Below are 18,804 nucleotides of genomic sequence, written 5' to 3' on the forward strand. Positions count from 1 at the left end.
GTCTGAATTGGAGATTTAAATCTTGTCAGCCGAAACGGCATAGCGCGGAGCTGGTTTGGAATTGCCAAACTTCGAGCTCAACGTACGGCGATCCGCTTCCCAGCGCGCCCAGATATCGTTGTCATGCAACGGCGGAATTGTCACCAGTTCGCCTTGATCCAGGCCAGCCAGCGCGGCATCAACCAGGTCTTCCGCCGTCATCGTATTGGGGGATTCTTTCTGCTTCGAATAGCCGGCGACATCCCAGAATTCGGTGGCAGTAGCTGCGGGCAGTACGGTCTGGATACGTACGCCCTTGTCGGCGAGATCGCGCTGGAGCACGTGACCGAAGCTCAGAACGTAGGATTTCGACGCGCTATAGACGCTGTTCAACGCTTCGACAGCGATACCGACGGCCGAACTGATGTTAATGATCGTGCCCGCGCCCTTGGCGGCAAAGACTGGCGCCACCGCATAAGTCAGACGGGTGAGTGCAGTGATGTTCAGAGAAATCATCGCTTCCATTTCATCGACATTGCTATTAAGTACCGACGCAACCGAGCCGATACCAGCGTTGTTCAACAACATGGAGATGCTCTTGTCATCGCGCAGGACGTTCTCGATCTTGGAGAGGTCCGCCTTGTTGTTGAGGTCGGCGGCGATAGTGGTCACGGAACGACCGGTTTCTGCCGTCAGACGGGTCGCCAGTGCCTTCAGGCGATCGGCGTTACGGGCTACCAGAATGAGGTCGTAGCCACGTTTGACCAAGCGGTCGGCGTAGATGGCGCCGATGCCTGCAGATGCGCCGGTGATCAGAGCTGTTCCCTTCAGGGATGTGCTGGAGGAGGTCATAATATTTTCTCTTTCAGAATGTTCTCCCGGCGAAGTGTCGGGGGTAGGTAGGCATTCTGACTTCGATTTTGAATATCCCCAATGACATAGATGCAATGATTTCGGCCATTGCGCGTTTGAGTTGCTGCAACTTCAACAGTATTGCGGGGATATCCATATTATGGGGGTGTTGGCCATTGCGGTTCTTAGATAACCACTGGATCTGCATTCCGCTTCAATGTCTGTTTTACGATATATTCAATGTATTGCGACAATGAATGTGGGGCTATTTATGCATACCGTTGGGCTCGTCGTTTATCCAAATTTCCAAGCTTTGGGCCTCGCCGTTGCGAGTGTTTTTGAGTACACAAATCTCTTTCTTGGCGAAAGGGCCTATCAATTTCGTGTGGTCTCCGAAGAGGGCGGTCCCGTGATGACGTCTCAGAGTTTTTCCGTCAATACGGATCGTCTTCGGGATTCGGCGTATGACACGCTCATCGTGGCGGGAGACAATGAATGCCACCTTCCGCCTGACAGCCTGTTGGACTACATACGCAACGCGCCAAGTCAAAGCAGGCGTGTTGCAGCGGTCTGTACTGGCGCGATCGTCCTGGCTGCGGCCGGCTTGCTTGAGGGCCGGCACGCGACGACGCATTGGTTTCACGCCAAGGAGTTTCGAAAGCAGTACCCCAACGTACTGCTGGACGAAGACCGCATCTTTGTCGTGGATGGGCAAATCTGGACGTCGGCAGGAATGACCGCAGGCGTTGATCTTGCGTTGGCAATCGTCGAAAAGGATTTTGGACTGGAGACCGCTCGCATGGTTGCGCGCAAGCTTGTGGTGTATCAGCGACGTGGCGGCGGACAGTCGCAGTTCTCGGCGCTTTTAGAGCTGGATGCAAAGTCTGACCGTGTACAGATGGCGCTTACGCATGCAAGAGAGAATCTTGGTAGTGATCTCTCCGTGGAAACTCTGTCAGAAGTTGCGCGACTGAGTCCGCGTCAATTCAGCCGGGTGTTTCGTGAGGAGACAGGCCAGTCTCCTGCCAAGGCCATCGAACGTCTCCGCGTAGAGGCCGCTCGATTGATGATGGAGACTACACGGCATCCAATTGAAGTCATTGCGCGCGAAACCGGATTCGGTGATCGGGAGCGTATGCGGCAGGCGTTTCTTCGCGCATTTGGACAACCTCCCCAGGCTATCCAACGCGCTTCGGCAGGGACGGCGCAGGTCCTGTGACGGCGGAATAAAAACAGCTGTAGCGCCAAGTAAATATCTGTCTGATTCTGGGAGCAGTTCAACAGGAGCTGCCCCAACGAATTTTTTGGATGTATCAACAAGTTCGACTTAGTTTTGCAAAAAAGCCTCGGCGAATTCGTCGGAAAAAATATCCGCCAGAGCAAAACGCAGTGCTTCCGACCTGTCTGGCCCATAGACTTTTTCAAATCGCGTTTGAGCCTTGCGCCATAGCAAATTTGCCTCAGCTAATTTTTCCCGGCCCGATTGCGTCAGCGTAACCCGCCGGCTTCGTCCATCCTTCGCGTCTCGAGTCTGTACGACGTATCCGTCACGCTCCAATGGCTTCAGATTGTGGGCCAGAGCCGAGCGATCAAGCACCATTGCATATGCCAGCTCCGACATGGACGGTTCTCCTGCTCGCTGTATGTGCACGAGAACCGATCGTTGGGAGATGGTGAGCCCGCACGGGGCAAGCACTCCGTCATATAGTTGGGTAACACGCCGACTGGCTTTACGCAGCGCAGCACCGTTGCAAACAAGGGGATCTTTAGCACTTTGCTGAGTCAATATCTATCTCCGATGGATCTCACAGATTTATCTCCGCCAGTATCACTGTCGTACGGATTGGCAGAATTATGCTTCGTTCTCAGACCATTCCGGGCTGAAGCCGCCCAATGTCGGGTGGTACATCTCATCTCCGGAGTGTTGCGTGAACTCAACATTCAGCCGATCTTCGCGTAGGCCGAGTATCTCGATGCAATCGGCGCAGAGAGCTTTTGCGACCTCCATACGAAGCTCCGGTGTTCGCCCTTTACGAATGTCGCACATCAGGACGGAAACGGGAACAGGTTCCCCATCCGCGGTCCTCCAGACACCCCCTTGGCCAACTTCACGAATAGCAATGCTGATGCGGCGAATGTCGACCGTCATGAGATCGGCATAGGTGACGGCCATTTTTCTGGCGAGGCTCTTCTTAAGGTCGACAGAGTAGTTGTCGTTTACATCTAGTTGCAAATAAGGCATGAGATTTCTCCGAAGTTATTTTCCAAGGATAGGGAAGAGGCATATGTGTTCTCAAATCTGAAAATTGATTGCATATGCCATTACTTTTAATTTAATTGCATATGCCAATACTTGTCAATACGAGGTTGCCGCAAGTGCTGCGGTAGAGGTTGGGGCCTGAATTCTCACCTGGCAATGTTTCATGAGAGGCCTGAATGCCTGGCGATATCTCGCAATGGGCGGCTGGTTACGAAGGTGCCAGCGTCGAACAGCCTTTCTGAAGTACACCAGGCAGTCTGTGTGTCAACAAAGCCCCGTAACTTACAGAGTTGCGGGGCTTTTTACATTTCACGTCGATTTTTCCACGCGAATGACCCTGGAGTCTCCATGTACGGCTTACCGACGCCTTAAGTTGCGTTCCGATTCGTTCCCGCCAGTCGCGGAAATCGAAACTGACAGTTTTGTCATTTAAATGTCATGCAGATGTCGCCTGCGCCTGCGCAGAATAATCATCTCCCCACTCTCCGGTATCGAATCCATGAACGCTCCCATTCAGAAATTCATTCGCAACACCGTTGTCTCGGCCATTCTCGCAACCGGCTTTATCGGTTCTGCCGTCCTGGCGCAGACAGCAAAGGCGCCAGCTTTGATCGGTGTACGCGGCGCCATCGTCTCGGTCAGCAGCGACAAGCTGGTCGTCAAGAACAATCGCGGCGCTGAGCAAACTATTGCGCTCGATAAAGACACGCGGGTAGCCGCCATCTCCATCGCCAAAATCGAAGACATCAAACCTGGCAGCTATATCGGTACGGCCGCCATTCCGCAACCGGACGGCTCGCAGAAGGCGCTCGAGGTGCATGTGTTCCCGCCTGCAATGGCCGGCACCGGTGACGGTCACCGACCCTTCGATCTCGCGCCCAACAGCACCATGACCAATGGCACCGTCGGCGATATGGTGGCCAGCAACGGCCGCACGCTCACGTTGAAATACAAAGGCGGCGAAAAGAAGATTATCGTTCCTGAAGACGTGCCTATCGTCAATATTGAAGCCGGTGAACGTTCCATGCTGGTCGCAGGCGCCAAGATCGTGCTGCGCGCCCGCAAGAATCCGGATGAAAGCCTGACGGCAGTATCGGTCAGCGTAGGCAAGAACGGCATCACGCCTCCGATGTAAAAAGGTCTGCCAATGCCCAAGAAGATTCTTCTCCATCCGCTGGCTGTCCGCATTGCTCATTGGATCAATGCCTTGGCTATCGGCATCATGCTGATGAGCGGTTGGGCCATCTACAACGCTTCGCCGATTTTCGGTTTCAGATTTCCGCTATGGGCGACGTTGGGCGGATGGTTGGGCGGCGCCATCGCATGGCATTTTGCAGCAATGTGGCTGGTGGTGGTCAATGGCCTTTTCTATCTGATTTATGGAGTGGCCAGCGGTCATTTTCGCCGGCATTTTTTACCTTTGCGTGCGCGCGAGGTGATGTCCGATGCCTATCAAGCCGTACGTTTTCAGTTGCCTCATCGGCCGGGCATCTATAACGCCGTGCAGAAACTGTTGTACTGGGGTGTGATGTTCCTCGGTGTCATCGTTGTACTGTCCGGACTGTCGATCTGGAAGCCGGTGCAGCTGGAATTGTTAAGCGACTTGTTCGGCGGATTCGATTTCTCGCGCAAGGTGCACTTCGCCGCCATGGCCGGCATCGCCGCGTTTGTCGTGGTGCATCTGCTCCTGGTCGCCATCGTGCCGAAGACCCTGTTGCCCATGGTGACGGGGCGGGGAAATGCGAAAGAGAGTGCCTCATGAGTGAGCAAGACGAAACGCCTGTCCGTAAACCGGAGAAGATCAAGTTGGCGGATCACCGCACGGCGCTGGTCAAAGTCGAGCGGCGGCTCTTGTTGCGGTCGGCGCTTTCGCTGGGCGCGCTCTCGATGCTCGCCGGTTGCGATCTGCAAGACAATGACAGCGTCGATAAGGTGCTCTGGTCCATGTCGCGCTGGAATGACCGGGTTCAGGCTTTGCTGTTTCGCGGAGACAAGCTCGCCCCCAGCTATGCCGCGAGCCAGATTACGGACCCGTTTCCTTTTAACGCGTTTTATGATGAGGTCAATGCGCCGGACATCGACGTGACCGACTGGCGCCTCGAAGTGTCAGGCCTGGTGCGAGACAAGCAGCCCTGGACAGTTGAGCGGCTGCGCGCACTACCGCAGGCCGAGCAGATTACCAGGCACATTTGCATTGAAGGCTGGAGCGCGATCGGCCAATGGTCAGGCGTTCCTCTGAAAAAATTTCTCCAGGCCGTCGGTGCCGACACCTCCGCGAAGTACGTCGGTTTCAAATGTGCCGACCGTTATTATTCCAGCCTCGACATGCCCACAGCATTGCACCCGCAGACCATTCTGGCGCTGGACTTTCGCAAGGAGCCGCTACCGACATCCTACGGTTTTCCGCTCAAGGTCCGGGTGCCGACCAAGCTCGGATTCAAAAATCCCAAGCACGTGGTTGCCATCTACGTGACCAATGAAAATCCGGGTGGATACTGGGAAGATCAGGGCTACAACTGGTTCAGCGGCGTTTGACTCTTGTAGCGACTGCAGAATCCGATTTAATCGCAAGACGGATCTTTGCCAGGCTTCAGCACGCGTCCGGATTACGGACGCTCATCACGCACCTGTAAATCGCCGTCGTCTCTGTCGGGCCGGTCGCCGACAAGCATGAGAAGCCGCTGAAGATAACGCACATTCTCCTGCTCGCTTCTCTCCTCTTCATACTCCATCAACGCGAGATGTTTGCGCACCATCCAGCATGCCCATAGCATGAGCATGTCGAGAAAAATGAGGCCGGCACCGGCAAAATTGATTTCATATTCCATGGCGGACCTCAGCTTCTCGGTTGAATGGCATTGCTGTGCGAGGGATTTCAGGGCGCAGGCGATTTCCAGCCGCCGCCGAGTACCTTGTAGAGCGTGATTCTGTTTTGGAGCTCTGCAAGTTGCACCTGGATCGATTGCTGCTGCACTGAGAACAGGGAGCGCTGCGCATCCAGATATTCCAGATAGCTGGAATATCCGGCTTCGTAGCGGCTCCTGGCGAAGCCGTAGCGCGCCGTTTCGGCGTTCTCCTGCGCCTTCACGGAGCTGACTTCTTCCGCCAGCGTGGCACGTCCGGCAAGGGCGTCGGCGACTTCGCGGAAGGCGACCTGCACCGTCTTGTCGTACTGGGCGATGGCGATTTTCTTGTCGCTCTCTGCGACTTTCAGGTTGGCGATATTTCGTCCACCTTCAAAGATGGGAATGGAAATTTGCGGAATGAATGCCCACGAGCGTGAGCCAGAATCGAAGAGACCCGACAGCTCGTTGCTCGCCGATCCGAAGTTTCCCGTCAGCGAAATACGGGGGAAGAACGCCGCCCGTGCCGCGCCGATGTTGGCGTTCTGGGAACGGAGGATCGCTTCCTGCTGAAGAATGTCCGGCCGGGCGGTGATGAGTTCCGATGGCAGTCCTGCCGGCAGATCAGGCAGCGTCCGTGCACCGGAGGTCGAGTCGGACGCGCCGATGCCCGGTGGCAGCGGCTGGCCGGCCAGCACCGTCAAGGCATTTTCATCCTGCGCCTTGCGTCGCTCTTGCTGCGCACGCGCCGCCTTGGCGGCTGCAAACAGGGACTCGGCTTGCCTGAGATCGTATTCGGAGCTGGCGCCTTCGGCATACAGCTTCTGCTGACGGTCGTAGGAATCGGCCCGGCTGGCCAGCGTCTGTTCGGTGAGACGAAGCAAACGCTGATCCGCGACCAGGGCTTCGTAGGTGGTGGCGACCGCGGCAATCAGACTGATCTGGGCGCTGCGCTGTGCCTGCTCGGTGGCGAGATAGCGTTGCAGTGCAGCTTCGCTCAGGTTTTTGACACGTCCGAACAGATCGATTTCAAATGCTGCCATGCCGACACCGGCGAAGTAGCTGGTGTTGACGCCGGTCTTGCCGGTCGGATTGACGTCCGCCGGCAAGCGTTGGCGTGAGCCGTTGCCGACGGCGGCGATGTTGGGCACCTGATCGGCAGCCTGGATGTTGTACATCGCCCGCGCACGTTCGATGTTGAGTGTAGCCATGCGCAGATCGCGGTTGTTGTCCAGGGCGGTGGCGATCAGCGATTTCAGTTGCGCGTCCTGAAAGAAGTCGTTCCAGGAGATCGCCGTTGCACGCGGCGCATCGGACTGTTCGTCGGCACCGCCGGGAGCATTCCAGTGCGCGGCTACCGGCAGCGCGGGTTGTTCGTAGGATGGTGCAAGCGAACACGCAGACAACAAAGCGCCGATCACGGAGATGCCGGCCAGTGTCCGCAGGGATGAGAAAGTCGTTTTCATTTTGTTTTCCTCAAGCGTGAGAGTGACTGATTGCGGCCGGTGTGGCCGGTGTGACCGGGGCAACAGGCGACGTCGGGCGCTTCACCTTGAACCAGATGGCATACAGCGCCGGCAGGAACAGCAGTGTGAGCAAGGTGCCGACGCCGACGCCGCCGATGAGCACGTAAGCGAGCGGTCCCCAGAACGCCGAGTGCGTCAGCGGGATGAACGCCAGCATCGCTGCCACCGCCGTCAGGATGACCGGACGTGCACGTCGCACGGTCGATTCGATGACCGCCTGATAAGGCGTCAGTCCTGATTGCAGATCGCTGCGGATCTGATCGACCAGGATCAGCGTGTTGCGGATCAGGATGCCGGCCAGACCGATCAGGCCGAGGATGGCGTTGAAGCCGAACGGCTGATTGAAGATCAGCAGTGTCGGCACCGCACCCACCAGGCCCAGCGGCGCGGTGGCGAATACCATCCACATGGTCGCGAAGGAACGCACCTGGAACATGATCACGGCCAGCATCAGGATGATCATCAGCGGGAACATCGCGGCCAGTGCAACGTCGGCCTTGGCGCTTTCTTCCACCGAACCGCCGGTGTCGATGTGATAGCCGGCCGGCAACGCGGCTTTGATGGCATCAAGTTTCGGCAGCAGGGCATGGGTGACATCCGGCGGCTGAACGCCATCGCGCACATCGCCCTGGACCGCAATATAGAGTTCACGGTTGTAGCGCTTCAACACGGCATCTTCCACATTCGCCGACAGCTTGCTGACCTGCGACAGCGGAATGGCCACGCCGTCCTGCGTGGTCAGCGTCAGGTTGCCGATGTCGGCCAGGCTCTTGCGATCATGTTTGACGCCGCGGACGATGACGTCCACTACGCGCAGGCCTTCGCGCACTTGTGTCGTCGAGGCGCCGTTCAGCAGTGTCTGCAGCTGCAAGGCGGCATCCTTCGGATTGAGACCGACCTGGCGCAGGCGCTCCTGATCCAGCTCGAGACGCATCGTCGGCGTTCTGTCGCCCCAGTCCAGATGCACGTCGCGCATGTTCGGGTTGGCTTGCATTACATCCCTGACCTTGAAGGCGATGTCGCGAGCCGTATTGAGGTCGGGACCCACCACGCGGAACAGCACGGGGAAGGGCACCGGCGGACCGAACAGGAACTGGCTGACGCGTACCCGGGCGTTGGCGAACTTGCCGCTCGCTATCATCTTGCTGACCTTGGTTTTGAGGGCGTCGCGGTCCTTGGAGTTGTCGGTGAGGACGATCAATTGGCCGAATGCCGGGTTGGGCAATTCAGGATTAACCGAGAGGAAGAAGCGCGGTGCACCCTGGCCGATGTAGCTCGAGACGATCCTGGCTTCCGGTTCCTTGCGCAGTGCGTCTTCAATCGTCTTGATGGTGGCGTCGGTGGCGCTGAAGGCGCTGCCCGGCGGCAGGTTGACTTCAATGGTCAGCTCCGGACGTTCGGAGTTGGGGAAGAACTGCTTCTGCACGAAGCCCATGCCAAAAATCGACAAAGCAAACATGCCGATCGTGATGGCTGCGGTAATCCACTTGCGGTCGACGCACCAGCGCACCAGTGCGCGGAAGCGTTGATAGTTTTTGGTCGAATAGATCGCATCCTGGCCGCCGGCGTGCACCGGGATATTCGGCAGCATCTTGACGCCGAGATAAGGGATGAACAGCACCGCCACGAACCACGAAGTGATGAGCGAAAAGGCGACCACCCAGAAGATGTTGCCGGCATATTCGCCGGCGGTGGAGCGGGCAAAGCCGACCGGCAGGAAGCCGATGATGGTCACCAGCGTGCCGGATGCCATCGGCGCAGCGGTAGCGCCCCAGGCGAAGGTGGCTGCCGAGATGCGGTCCATGCCTTCTTCCATCTTCACCACCATCATTTCAATCGCAATGATGGCGTCATCGACCAGCAAGCCCAGCGACAGGATGAGCGCGCCCAGCGTAATGCGATCGAAGTCGCGGCCGGTCGCCATCATGATAAGGAAGACCGCCGAAAGCGTCAGCGGAACCGCAGCCGCGACCACGATGCCGACGCGGAATCCGAGCGTCAGCAGGCTCACGACAATCACCACGGCCAGCGCCATGACGAACTTGATCATGAATTCGTCGATGGCCGCTTCAATCGCCTCGGCCTGATCCGATACCTTGGTCAGGACCATGCCCAGCGGCAGCGACTTCTGGATGTTGTCCCGTTCCGCTGCCAGCGACTTGCCCAGCGTCAGACCGTTGAAGCCCTTTTTCATCACGACCGCCAGCATCAGCGACGGTTCGCCTTGCGTGCGGATCAGAAAAGATTTGGGATCTTCATAACCACGCCTGATGTCGGCAATGTCGCCCAGCTTGAAGCTGCGCCCGCCGGCGGCGATCGGGATTGCCTTGACGACGTCGATGTTGTCGATGGCGCCGTCCAGCCGCAGGTAGACGCGCGGACCGGCGGTTTCGATGAAGCCCGATGGCGTGACATCGTTCTGGCGATTCAGTGCGTCGAAAATGGTCTGCGCCTTCACGCCCAAGGTTGCCAGGCGCTGGTGCGAAATTTCAACGAAGATCTTTTGCTGCTGCTCGCCGAGGATGTTGATCTTCTGTACGCCATTGACGTGCAGCAAGCGCTGGCGCAGGTTTTCCGCTTCGGCGACCAGTGTCCGATGCGGCAGGCCGGGCGCGTTGAGTGCCAGCAGGCTGAAGTAGACGTCGGAATATTCGTCATTGATGACCGGACCGATGACGCCGCGCGGAAGGTTGATGACTTCGTCGCCCAGTTTCTTGCGGACCTGATAGAACTGTTCCGGCACGAGTTCGGGCGGCGTCGAATCCTTGAAGAACAGTTTCATCGTGATCAGGCCGGGCCGGGCGGCGGTTTCAACCCGGTCGTAGTACTCGAGTTCCTGCAGGCGTTTTTCCAGGCGGTCGCCGACTTGCTGTTGCATTTCCTTGGCCGTCGCGCCCGGCCACAGCGCGGTGACGGTCATGATCTTCACGGTGAAGCTGGGATCTTCTGCGCGCCCCAGTTTGAGAAAGGCGACCACGCCGGCGACGGCAATCGCAATAATCAGGAACAGCGTCACCGCACGTTCGCGTACGCCAAAGGAGGAAAGGTTGAAGCCGCTCATGATGCGCTGCCTGCTTCAGCAGCTGACGCAGTCGCCGATTCAGTTGAGGATGCCAGGGAGACCTTGTCGCCTGCCTTGAGCAGATGCACGCCGTAGGCGACGATGATGTCGCCGGCTTTCAGGCCTGCGCTGATCGTGGCGTACTCTTCACCCAGCTGAGAGACCGTGACGGGGACGAGCTTGACGGTCTGGTTTTGCTTTTCGATCATCCAGACGTTGGCGCCGTGTCCCTTGTCGATCAGGGCGCCTACGGGAATCTGCGTCTGGGAGGAGGATGCGTCGCCGGTGAGTCTGATCGTGACCGTTGCGCCCAGCGGCGCTTGCTCGCCCTTGCCGGACAGGACGTAGCGCGCCTGATAGGTGCGAGTCAGCGGATCGGCCATGGCGGACAGTTCGCGCAGCTTGGCCGAGAACTTTTCACTGTCGTCGGTATAGAGATTGGCCGTGGCCTGGCGGCGCGCCTGATTCAGTCCGTTTTCAGGAATGCTGACCACGGCTTCGCGTGCACCTTTTTGCGCGAGTCGTACGATGGTTTGTCCGGCGTTGACGACTTGTCCGGCATCGGCAAGGACCTCCATGACAACGCCATCGGCATCGGCACGCAAGGTGGAGTAATCGGCCTGATGTTCGACCTGATTGGCGCGTGCGTGTTCGGCGTCGAGCTGCGCTTTGGAGGAATCGGCAAGCGCTTTGCTTTGTTCGTAGGCTTGTTTTGATACGGCGCCGGTACGCAGCAGATTGCGCAGACGGACTTCATCGGCCTGGGCCTGAACGTCGCGCGCTTCGGCGGCGATCACGGCGGCGCGTGCGGCATTCTGCGCCAGGGTGTAATCAGTTGCATCGAGCTTGAATAGCGGTTGTCCGCGTTTTACCTGTTCGCCCGGATCGACCAGCCGCTCCACGATCTTGCCCGGCACCCGGAAACCCAGATTGCTCTCGGTGCGTGCATGCACTACGCCGGTGTAGCTGGCGGAATCGAGCTCTGCGGTCCGGACGGTAAAGGATGCGACCTTCGGTGTCACGGATGGCGCCGGCGCCGGCTTGCTGCACGCCGCCAGTGCTGTCAGTGCGGTAAGAGCAACACCGGACAATGCGACTCTCAGGTATTTCTTGTTCAAGCCCATGATAACCCCTCGTTAAAATATAGTTGAATCATATTGTGCATATGCACTATTTGAGTTTTAAAAATAGCGAGGACTCAGCCTCGCTACGAAAAAATAAACCCTGTGAAAATCAGCGCTGTGTAATCGCCATCAATTCGTGCCGCAACATTCTGGCGCGCTCTTCGCCGATCATGCCTTCGTATTCCTTTTGCGCTGCATCCCAGTAGGGGAGTGCATCGCGGTATTTCTGCGTGCCGGACTTCGATAAATACAAAGTGATCTTCTTGGATCCGGGCTCCGGCTTCTGAAGCACATATCCGTCACGGTTCAACGGCTGGATAGCGCGGACAAGACTGGTCCTGTCCATCACAACCTGTTTCGCCAGCTCGGTCATGGTGATGCCGGGCTGATTGTCGATCACTGCAAAAATCGTCACTTGCGAACTGGTGACATTGACTGCCGCCAGATGGCGCTCATACAGCTGCGTGACAAACCGTGCAGCTTGCTTGGTCGCGAATAAATTGCAGTCCACAAGTTTTGGAATAGTGTCCATGATTTCCACCTTATCATGTGCATATGCACTCGTCAAGGTATCCGATCGATTTAATTTGACCGGAGGTGGCGCACTGGCGCCCACGGCCTCTTCTTATTTATGCACGAATATTCGTTGCATTCTCTAGCGCAACGGGCTGAAACCGTCGAACGACACCTGCATCATGTGGCGCACGATGTCGTCGTTTTTCATCTTGCTGAACTGTTGCAGATATTCCACCGCCGGGTCGCAGGTGCGCGCGTAGTAGCTGAACAAAATGACGTCGCTCGGCAGGGAGGCGTCGAGTTCTCCCTTCTTTTGCGCCGCCAGCACCAGCTTTTCGATCTGGCCGTTGAGTTTGAGTACGCGCGTGACGTATTTGAGATTGCGCATCAGCATGTCGCGCACATGCGCGCTGGTCGACGGCAGGAACGGCAGGCCTCCGTCCAGGCGTACCCGCAATGCCCATTCCAGCAAAGCCATCAGTTTGCCTTTCGGTGTCAGGCCGTCGTCCAGTTGCGCCAGGTAGTCGACGGCGCCGTCGATCAGACGGATCAGCGCCTCACCCACCAAATCTTCCTTGGACTTGAAATGCTTGTACAGGCTTGGCTTGGAGATGCCGACGGCGCCGGCGACGTCGTCCATCGTCATCAAATCATAGCCCTTGCTGCCCAGCACTGACGTCGCGGCGTCCAGGATGGCGTTTTCGCGTAGCTTGAAGGCTTGGTCCTTGAAGCTGAGTTTGCCAAAGATACTCATTGGTAGCTTTCGATACTAATTGGTAGATTTTATTTTATATTGGTAGTAATCTTAGCACCGAAGCGGTAAAACCGACAGTGGCAAGCGCAACTGCGCAGACGGCACTTAACCAGGGACGACAGGCGATGGGGCAACAACGGCAAAGGATTGCAGTGATCGGGGCTGGCATTTCCGGCCTGGCGAGCGCCTATTTCCTTGCGCGGGCGCATGACGTCGTCTTGTTCGAGGCAGGCGCTTATGCGGGCGGCCACACCAATACGGTCGATGTCACTCTGGAGGGCAAAACCTTTCCGGTCGACACCGGCTTTCTGGTATTCAACGAAGCGACCTATCCGAACCTGATTGCGCTTCTCGATGAACTTGCTGTCGCCAGCTATGCGACGGACATGTCGTTCGGCGTGTCGCTGGACGACGGACGGTTCGAATGGGCGGGCACCAATCTGGATACTGTCTTTGCCCAGCGGCAGCGATTGCTGTCGCCGTCTTTCCTCGGCATGCTCAAGGATATTTTCCGTTTCAATCGTTCTGCTCAAGCCAATCTGAAAGCGAGTTTGTCGCAGCCCATGAACTTGGGCGAACTGCTGGCCAAAGGCGGTTATGGCGTGATGTTTCGCGATGCCTATTTGCTGCCCATGGCCGCCGCGATCTGGTCGAGCTCACCGGCTGACATCCTGCATTTCCCGGCCAGTACTTTCTTGCGCTTCTGCCTCAACCACGGCCTGCTGCAAGTCAGCAATCGCCCGCAGTGGCGCACGGTGCAAGGCGGCGCGCGCGAATATGTCAAAAAAATTCTGTTCACCTTGCCGGCAGTTCGTCTCAATACCCGCGTGCAGCAGGTCTTCAAACGCGGCAAGACAGTCTGCGTGCGTACCGGGAATGGCGAGGAAGAATACGACGCTGTTGTCTTCGCCACCCACGCACCACAAACCTTGCGCGTGCTGGCCGACGCGACTGCCGACGAGCGCCGGTTGCTGGGCGCCGCGCGCTATCAGGCCAACGTCGCCTATCTGCATACAGACCTGGATCTGATGCCACGTCAACGCAAGGTGTGGTCTTCCTGGAATTATCTCGGCGGCGCGTCCATCGGCGGGCAGCGCTCGGTATGCGTGAGTTATTGGCTTAATCAACTGCAGGCGTTGCCGTGCCGCACCGATGTGATGGTGACGCTCAATCCGGATAAACCGCCGAAAGACGACAGCGTGATCGCGACGTTCGATTACGAGCATCCGGTATTCGACCAGGACGCGATCTCAGCGCAGCAGGCGCTCGACACCATACAAGGAAAGCGCGGGATCTGGTTTGCCGGCGCATGGACAGGTTACGGATTTCACGAAGACGGCCTGAAATCGGCTTTGCGCGTGGCTGCCGGTTTTGACCTCGCACCGCAATGGGCCGGGGTGACGTCGTGAATATCGCGGCTTACCTGATCCGGGGCCAGGTCATGCACGAGCGTTTTCGTCCCGTGCGGCACCGTTTCGTCTACCCGGTTTTCTGTTTGCGTCTCAATCTCGCGCGCATGGAAGAGGCCGGCAATTTCTGGTTCGGGGTCAACCGGCGCCGTCTGATGTCGTTGAGAACTCGCGACTATGGCCCGCGCGACGGCAGTGACCTTGATGCGTGGATGCGTATGCAACTCAAAGAGGCCGGTTTGCCGCATGACGGCGAGATCTGGCTGCAGACATTTCCACGGCTGTTCGGTTTTGTCTTTAACCCTGTCAGCTTCTGGTACTGCCATGACCGCAACGGTGCGTTGCGTGCGGTGTTGGCAGAGGTCAACAACACTTTCGGCGAAACGCATCGCTATCTGCTGGCCGACAGAGAAGGGCAGGCGATTACGCCTGATACGCGTCTGGTCTGTGCCAAGGCCATGCACGTTTCACCGTTCTGCGAAGTGCGCGGCAGCTATCGCTTCCGTTTTCGCGACACGGCGGAAACCGCCATGGTGGGTATCGATTACGACGACGGCAACGGCAACGGAGCGCTCATCAATACCGCAATCGGCGGCAAGCGTCAGGTGTTGACAGCGGCCGGCGCTCTGCGGGCACTGTTGGCGCAGCCCTTCATGACGATGGGCATCGTCATGAAAATTCATTGGCAGGCGTGGAAACTCTGGCGCAGACATGTGCCGTTTTTCCGAAAGCCCGAGCCTGCCCCGGCTCACACGTCGCGCGCCGCCGCAGCACCAACAAATCTGAAAAAGGAGATCTCATCGTGAACCAGAACGAGATGAATCATCTTGCCTCACCGGCACGTTCACTGCCGGCGCAGGGAGCGACGTCATCCGACGTCTCTGCACCACCGGCGACGCGGCTGTTTTTGCGGCTGCTTAACTGCCTGGCGCACGGGCATCTGCAGTTGATCACACCGCACGGAACAGCGCTGACTTTCGGCGACTTGCATCAGCCGCCCAGCGCGCAGCTGCATATCAAGGACTGGCGCGCTTGCGCCCGCATGCTGCGGTCGGGCGACATTGGGTTTGCCGAGAGCTATGCAGCCGGCTGGGTCGATACCCCTGACTTGAGCGCATTGCTGCGCCTGTGTTTGCGCAATCAGGCCGAGCTGGGACGCATGATGTTCGGCGGCAAGCTGGCTGAACTATGGCATCGGCTGCGCCACTGGATGCGCTCGAATACGCGCGAGGGAAGTCGCAAGAATATCCATGCTCACTACGACATCGGCAATGACTTTTACCGTCTCTGGCTGGACCGGAGCTGGACCTATTCGAGCGCGATGTTTGCCGGCGATCACGCGCAGAGCCTGGAAACTGCGCAGGCACGCAAGTACCAGCGCATCATCGATCAACTGGGCTTGCGTGCCGGTGACCATGTGCTGGAAATCGGCTGCGGTTGGGGCGGCTTCGCGCAACATGCGGCGCAGCGCGGTATTCGCGTACATGGCGTGACCATATCGCCGGCGCAATTGCAGATTGCGCAGCAGCGCATTGCCGAACACGGCCTCGGCGATCTGGCGAAACTCGAGCTGCGCGACTACCGGGATCTCACCGGCGCTTACGATGCCGTGGTCTCCATCGAGATGTTTGAAGCGGTGGGCGAGCGCTACTGGCCGCAGTATTTTCAGACCGTCGCTGCGCGTCTGCGCAAAGGCGGCAAGGCGCTGGTGCAGTCGATCACCATCGCCGAACAATATTTTGAACGCTATCGCAGCAGCTCCGACTTCATTCGCCAATACATCTTCCCCGGCGGCATGTTGCCCAGCCCCGAGCGGTTTTGCGCTCGTGCGCACAGCGCCGGTCTGCAGACGCTGGATCAGTATCGGTTCGGTCTTGATTACGCTGAAACGCTGCGCCGCTGGCATGTGTCGTTTCAGGAGAAGCATGAGGCCATCATGGCGCAGGGATTCGATGAACGCTTCATGCGTCTGTGGCAGCTCTATTACGCGTATTGTGAAGTCGGCTTCGACGAAGAGCGCACCGATGTGATCCAGTTCACCTTGCTCAAAACCTGACCGGTATTGGCGAGCATCATGCGCACATCGTTGCAACATCGTCTCGCCGCATTGTCTCTGCTGATCGCGGTATTGGGGGCTGCTCCTGTGTATGCAGCGGGGTGGCGCGATGACTTGCCGCAGGCAAAACTGTCAGGCAGCGCTGAGTTGCGCTGGTTCGGGCTCAGAATTTACAACGCGGCGCTATGGAGCGCATACACGCCTTTCGATCAGACACAGGCGTTTGCTCTTGAACTGACCTACCAGCGCAGCATCAGCCGGGCGCGCATCGTGCAAACCAGTATCGACGAAATCCGCCGGTTATCCGGCGACCGTTACAGCGATGACCAGCTCAAGCAATGGGAGTCTCTGATGGGCGGCGTCTTTACCGATGTCAGTGAAGGCGATCAGCTCACCGGTGTTTATTTGCCTGGCATCGGATGCCGCTTCTACAATCGCACGCGTTTACTCGGGGAGGTGAAAGACCTTGAGTTCGCCCATGCATTTTTTGCCATCTGGCTTGATCCGCGCAGCAAGGACGTACAGCTGCGCAACCGGCTTTTGGGAACGGAAAAATGAAAACAGAAAGCAGCTTACGCCATGTTGCCTACGGTCTGCTCGGCATGCCGCTGGCCATGTCCGCGTTGCCGATTTATGTGCAGGTGCCCGCCTACTACACCGGCAGTCTGGGGCTGGCACTGGCCGGTACCGGCTGGGTGCTGTTTCTGGCGCGCCTGATCGACACCGTACAGGATCCATGGCTGGGGCGCTGCATCGACAGGCTGGACGGACGAGGACTGAGTCTGTGGCTGATCGCCGGCGCCACGATACTGGCGCTGGCATTCTGGGGCGTGTGGCTGCCGCCCCAGCCGGTCAGGGCCAGCAGCACTGCGCTACTGGCCTGGCTGGCAGCCATGCTGATTGTTGCTTATGTTGCGCACAGCATGCTCAACATCGCCTACATGTCCTGGGGCGCGCGTCTGGCCGAGCATGCCGATGGCTTGCTCGGCGCCGCCGCGATGAGAGAACTTGCCGGTCTGCTTGGTGCGGTGATTGCGGGCGCCATTCCCAGTCTTATCCTTGCGGGAAACAGCCCGGTCAGCAGTGAAATCGACTCGCAACTACGTGCCTACGGCGGTGCATTTGCGCTATTGCTCGGCGTGTCATTGATCGCCTTGCTGTACTTCGCAACGCCATGGCGCAAGATTGCCGGCGGCGCCATCGGCTGGCGCGCTTCGATGGCGTCAATGAAGGCCAACAGCGGATTTCGCCGCCTGCTGCTGCCGTTTTTTCTGAACGCCGTCTCGATGGCGATACCGGTGACATTGGCATTGTTCTTCATCAACGACCGTCTGCAATTGCCGCAATACGCGGGCGTCTTCCTTGGCGGATATTTTCTGGCATCGGCGTGCGGTTTGCCGCTCTGGGTTATCGCGGCAAAACGAGTGGGTGTGTTGAAAACCTGGCGTATCGGCATGCTGCTGGCGATCGCGGCGTTTGGCTGCGCGATCTTGCTGGGGCCGGGCGACGTCTGGGGGTATGCCGCTGTCTGTGTGGTCGCCGGTTTCGCCCTTGGCGCCGATCTGTCGTTGCCGCCGGTGCTGCTGGCGACCATGATCAAAAAAGATGAAAGCACCGCTGCTTACTACGGCGTGTGGACTTTGCTCGGCAAGCTGTCACTGGCGATCGCGGGATTGACCTTGCCCTTGCTGGCGCTGCTCGGCTATCAGCCGGGAGCCGCTGCCGGGATGTCGCTGACGTGGGTCTACGCCGTCGTTCCCTGTGCCTTCAAGCTGGCGGCATTGCTGCTGCTTAAATCCCTACACGCGCTGACTGGCGAGCGAGCCTCGTCCGTGAGCCCGATAACTTCTACCGATCCTCAGGAATCACCATCATGAAAATCACCTTGTTCAGGTTCTGCAATGTCCTGCTTGTATCACTGTTGTGTGCCTGTGCGTCGCCGGACGTAGCGCAGTACGCGAAGAACGAGCCGGTCTTTGATCCGGTCCAGTTTTTCTCCGGCAAGACCGATGCCTGGGGCATGTTCCAGAAGCGGGGCGGAGAAGTCGTCAAACGCTTTCATGTCGAGATCACCGGCAGCGAACGGGATGGGAAGCTGATGCTCGACGAGCGCTTCCTCTACGACGACGGCACGACGCAGCAACGCATCTGGACATTGACCCACCAGCCGGACGGCAGCTGGCGCGGCACTGCCGGCGATGTCGTGGGCGAAGCGCTCGGCCGCGCTGCCGGCAATGCGCTGAACTGGCGCTATACCTTGCTGTTGCCGGTGGATGGCAAAACGTATGAAATGGAAATGGACGACTGGATGTTCCTGATGGACCGGCAGACCATGGTCAATCGCACCAGCATGCGCAAGTTCGGGTTTGAAGTCGGCCAGGTGACACTGTTCTTCCGCAAGCGCAACTGAATGACGACTCCACT

At 58.2% G+C, this 18,804-nt stretch carries 19 protein-coding genes; 10 read left to right on the forward strand and 9 right to left on the reverse strand.

Annotation, left to right across the window (positions count from 1 at the left end; genetic code table 11):
* Positions 1-15: 15 nt before the first annotated feature.
* The gene (locus tag AC1RN6_RS08725) at positions 16-831 is read right to left on the reverse strand and encodes an SDR family NAD(P)-dependent oxidoreductase (protein ID WP_493004610.1); all 816 of its coding nucleotides are present in this window, start codon (positions 829-831) and stop codon (positions 16-18) included.
* Between the two features lie 271 nt (positions 832-1,102).
* On the opposite strand from AC1RN6_RS08725, the gene AC1RN6_RS08730 reads away from it, so the two are divergent.
* Entirely contained in the window at positions 1,103-2,050 is a 948-nt protein-coding gene (locus AC1RN6_RS08730; protein ID WP_493004758.1) for a GlxA family transcriptional regulator, read from the forward strand.
* Between the two features lie 108 nt (positions 2,051-2,158).
* On the opposite strand, the gene AC1RN6_RS08735 is transcribed toward AC1RN6_RS08730, so the two are convergent.
* Positions 2,159-2,617, reverse strand: coding sequence for a MarR family winged helix-turn-helix transcriptional regulator (locus tag AC1RN6_RS08735; RefSeq protein WP_493004611.1), 459 nt, complete (start codon positions 2,615-2,617; stop codon positions 2,159-2,161).
* A 66-nt stretch (positions 2,618-2,683) separates the two neighbouring features.
* Positions 2,684-3,073, reverse strand: a complete 390-nt coding sequence (locus tag AC1RN6_RS08740) for a tautomerase family protein (protein WP_493004613.1) — start codon at positions 3,071-3,073, stop codon at positions 2,684-2,686.
* Between the two features lie 517 nt (positions 3,074-3,590).
* Between AC1RN6_RS08740 and AC1RN6_RS08745 the strand changes: the two genes are divergently transcribed.
* From AC1RN6_RS08745 to AC1RN6_RS08755, 3 genes are read left to right on the forward strand one after another with little or no spacing between them, the layout of a single operon-like run.
* Positions 3,591-4,226, forward strand: coding sequence for a hypothetical protein (locus tag AC1RN6_RS08745; protein WP_493004615.1), 636 nt, complete (start codon positions 3,591-3,593; stop codon positions 4,224-4,226).
* A gap of 12 nt (positions 4,227-4,238) precedes the next feature.
* A complete protein-coding gene (locus AC1RN6_RS08750; RefSeq protein ID WP_493004616.1) occupies positions 4,239-4,853 on the forward strand; it encodes a cytochrome b/b6 domain-containing protein in 615 nt (204 codons plus the stop codon).
* Positions 4,850-5,626, forward strand: coding sequence for a molybdopterin-dependent oxidoreductase (locus AC1RN6_RS08755; protein ID WP_493004618.1), 777 nt, complete (start codon positions 4,850-4,852; stop codon positions 5,624-5,626). The genes AC1RN6_RS08750 and AC1RN6_RS08755 overlap by 4 nt, the downstream gene beginning before the upstream one ends.
* A gap of 71 nt (positions 5,627-5,697) precedes the next feature.
* Here AC1RN6_RS08755 and AC1RN6_RS08760 read toward each other — a convergent pair whose 3' ends face one another.
* From AC1RN6_RS08760 to AC1RN6_RS08785, 6 genes are all read right to left on the reverse strand, one after another.
* The gene (locus tag AC1RN6_RS08760; RefSeq protein WP_493004620.1) at positions 5,698-5,919 is read right to left on the reverse strand and encodes a hypothetical protein; all 222 of its coding nucleotides are present in this window, start codon (positions 5,917-5,919) and stop codon (positions 5,698-5,700) included.
* A gap of 47 nt (positions 5,920-5,966) precedes the next feature.
* Positions 5,967-7,400 (reverse strand): efflux transporter outer membrane subunit, encoded by a 1,434-nt coding sequence (locus AC1RN6_RS08765; protein ID WP_493004621.1) that lies wholly within the window; start codon positions 7,398-7,400, stop codon positions 5,967-5,969.
* Between the two features lie 10 nt (positions 7,401-7,410).
* Entirely contained in the window at positions 7,411-10,521 is a 3,111-nt protein-coding gene (locus AC1RN6_RS08770; protein WP_493004623.1) for an efflux RND transporter permease subunit, read from the reverse strand.
* Complete coding sequence (locus AC1RN6_RS08775) at positions 10,518-11,645, reverse strand: efflux RND transporter periplasmic adaptor subunit (protein WP_493004625.1); 1,128 nt, start codon at positions 11,643-11,645, stop codon at positions 10,518-10,520. The genes AC1RN6_RS08770 and AC1RN6_RS08775 overlap by 4 nt, the downstream gene beginning before the upstream one ends.
* A 109-nt stretch (positions 11,646-11,754) precedes the next feature.
* A complete protein-coding gene (locus AC1RN6_RS08780; RefSeq protein ID WP_493004627.1) occupies positions 11,755-12,177 on the reverse strand; it encodes a MarR family winged helix-turn-helix transcriptional regulator in 423 nt (140 codons plus the stop codon).
* Between the two features lie 123 nt (positions 12,178-12,300).
* Positions 12,301-12,915 (reverse strand): TetR/AcrR family transcriptional regulator, encoded by a 615-nt coding sequence (locus tag AC1RN6_RS08785; protein WP_493004629.1) that lies wholly within the window; start codon positions 12,913-12,915, stop codon positions 12,301-12,303.
* Positions 12,916-13,040: 125 nt separating this feature from the next.
* Between AC1RN6_RS08785 and AC1RN6_RS08790 the strand changes: the two genes are divergently transcribed.
* Genes AC1RN6_RS08790 through AC1RN6_RS08815 form a run of 6 tightly spaced genes read left to right on the forward strand, consistent with a single transcriptional unit; the run spans position 13,041 to position 18,790 of the window.
* Positions 13,041-14,324, forward strand: a complete 1,284-nt coding sequence (locus AC1RN6_RS08790) for an NAD(P)/FAD-dependent oxidoreductase (protein WP_493004760.1) — start codon at positions 13,041-13,043, stop codon at positions 14,322-14,324.
* Positions 14,321-15,130: a DUF1365 domain-containing protein gene (locus AC1RN6_RS08795; protein ID WP_493004631.1), complete on the forward strand. Its 810-nt coding sequence runs from the start codon at positions 14,321-14,323 to the stop codon at positions 15,128-15,130. The genes AC1RN6_RS08790 and AC1RN6_RS08795 overlap by 4 nt, the downstream gene beginning before the upstream one ends.
* Before the next feature lie 11 nt (positions 15,131-15,141).
* Positions 15,142-16,380, forward strand: coding sequence for a class I SAM-dependent methyltransferase (locus AC1RN6_RS08800; RefSeq protein ID WP_493004762.1), 1,239 nt, complete (start codon positions 15,142-15,144; stop codon positions 16,378-16,380).
* Between the two features lie 18 nt (positions 16,381-16,398).
* The gene (locus tag AC1RN6_RS08805; protein WP_493004633.1) at positions 16,399-16,938 is read left to right on the forward strand and encodes a chalcone isomerase family protein; all 540 of its coding nucleotides are present in this window, start codon (positions 16,399-16,401) and stop codon (positions 16,936-16,938) included.
* Positions 16,935-18,257: an MFS transporter gene (locus AC1RN6_RS08810; RefSeq protein ID WP_493004635.1), complete on the forward strand. Its 1,323-nt coding sequence runs from the start codon at positions 16,935-16,937 to the stop codon at positions 18,255-18,257. The genes AC1RN6_RS08805 and AC1RN6_RS08810 overlap by 4 nt, the downstream gene beginning before the upstream one ends.
* The gene (locus AC1RN6_RS08815; protein WP_493004637.1) at positions 18,254-18,790 is read left to right on the forward strand and encodes a DUF3833 domain-containing protein; all 537 of its coding nucleotides are present in this window, start codon (positions 18,254-18,256) and stop codon (positions 18,788-18,790) included. The genes AC1RN6_RS08810 and AC1RN6_RS08815 overlap by 4 nt, the downstream gene beginning before the upstream one ends.
* The last annotated feature ends 14 nt before the right edge of the window (positions 18,791-18,804 follow it).

It is taken from the genome of Herbaspirillum sp. GW822-FHT03A08 (assembly GCF_058801885.1).

What these genes read in the sequence shown, in the direction of transcription:
- AC1RN6_RS08760 (WP_493004620.1), bottom strand. Translation starts at nt 5,919, where the DNA reads ATGGAATATGAAATCAATTTTGCCGGTGCCGGCCTCATTTTTCTCGAC.
- AC1RN6_RS08790 (WP_493004760.1), top strand. Translation starts at nt 13,041, where the DNA reads ATGGGGCAACAACGGCAAAGGATTGCAGTGATCGGGGCTGGCATTTCC.
- AC1RN6_RS08805 (WP_493004633.1), top strand. Translation starts at nt 16,399, where the DNA reads ATGCGCACATCGTTGCAACATCGTCTCGCCGCATTGTCTCTGCTGATC.
- AC1RN6_RS08745 (WP_493004615.1), top strand. Translation starts at nt 3,591, where the DNA reads ATGAACGCTCCCATTCAGAAATTCATTCGCAACACCGTTGTCTCGGCC.
- AC1RN6_RS08800 (WP_493004762.1), top strand. Translation starts at nt 15,142, where the DNA reads ATGAATCATCTTGCCTCACCGGCACGTTCACTGCCGGCGCAGGGAGCG.
- AC1RN6_RS08775 (WP_493004625.1), bottom strand. Translation starts at nt 11,645, where the DNA reads ATGGGCTTGAACAAGAAATACCTGAGAGTCGCATTGTCCGGTGTTGCT.
- AC1RN6_RS08740 (WP_493004613.1), bottom strand. Translation starts at nt 3,073, where the DNA reads ATGCCTTATTTGCAACTAGATGTAAACGACAACTACTCTGTCGACCTT.
- AC1RN6_RS08750 (WP_493004616.1), top strand. Translation starts at nt 4,239, where the DNA reads ATGCCCAAGAAGATTCTTCTCCATCCGCTGGCTGTCCGCATTGCTCAT.
- AC1RN6_RS08785 (WP_493004629.1), bottom strand. Translation starts at nt 12,915, where the DNA reads ATGAGTATCTTTGGCAAACTCAGCTTCAAGGACCAAGCCTTCAAGCTA.
- AC1RN6_RS08730 (WP_493004758.1), top strand. Translation starts at nt 1,103, where the DNA reads ATGCATACCGTTGGGCTCGTCGTTTATCCAAATTTCCAAGCTTTGGGC.
- AC1RN6_RS08810 (WP_493004635.1), top strand. Translation starts at nt 16,935, where the DNA reads ATGAAAACAGAAAGCAGCTTACGCCATGTTGCCTACGGTCTGCTCGGC.
- AC1RN6_RS08780 (WP_493004627.1), bottom strand. Translation starts at nt 12,177, where the DNA reads ATGGACACTATTCCAAAACTTGTGGACTGCAATTTATTCGCGACCAAG.
- AC1RN6_RS08725 (WP_493004610.1), bottom strand. Translation starts at nt 831, where the DNA reads ATGACCTCCTCCAGCACATCCCTGAAGGGAACAGCTCTGATCACCGGC.
- AC1RN6_RS08815 (WP_493004637.1), top strand. Translation starts at nt 18,254, where the DNA reads ATGAAAATCACCTTGTTCAGGTTCTGCAATGTCCTGCTTGTATCACTG.
- AC1RN6_RS08770 (WP_493004623.1), bottom strand. Translation starts at nt 10,521, where the DNA reads ATGAGCGGCTTCAACCTTTCCTCCTTTGGCGTACGCGAACGTGCGGTG.
- AC1RN6_RS08755 (WP_493004618.1), top strand. Translation starts at nt 4,850, where the DNA reads ATGAGTGAGCAAGACGAAACGCCTGTCCGTAAACCGGAGAAGATCAAG.
- AC1RN6_RS08765 (WP_493004621.1), bottom strand. Translation starts at nt 7,400, where the DNA reads ATGAAAACGACTTTCTCATCCCTGCGGACACTGGCCGGCATCTCCGTG.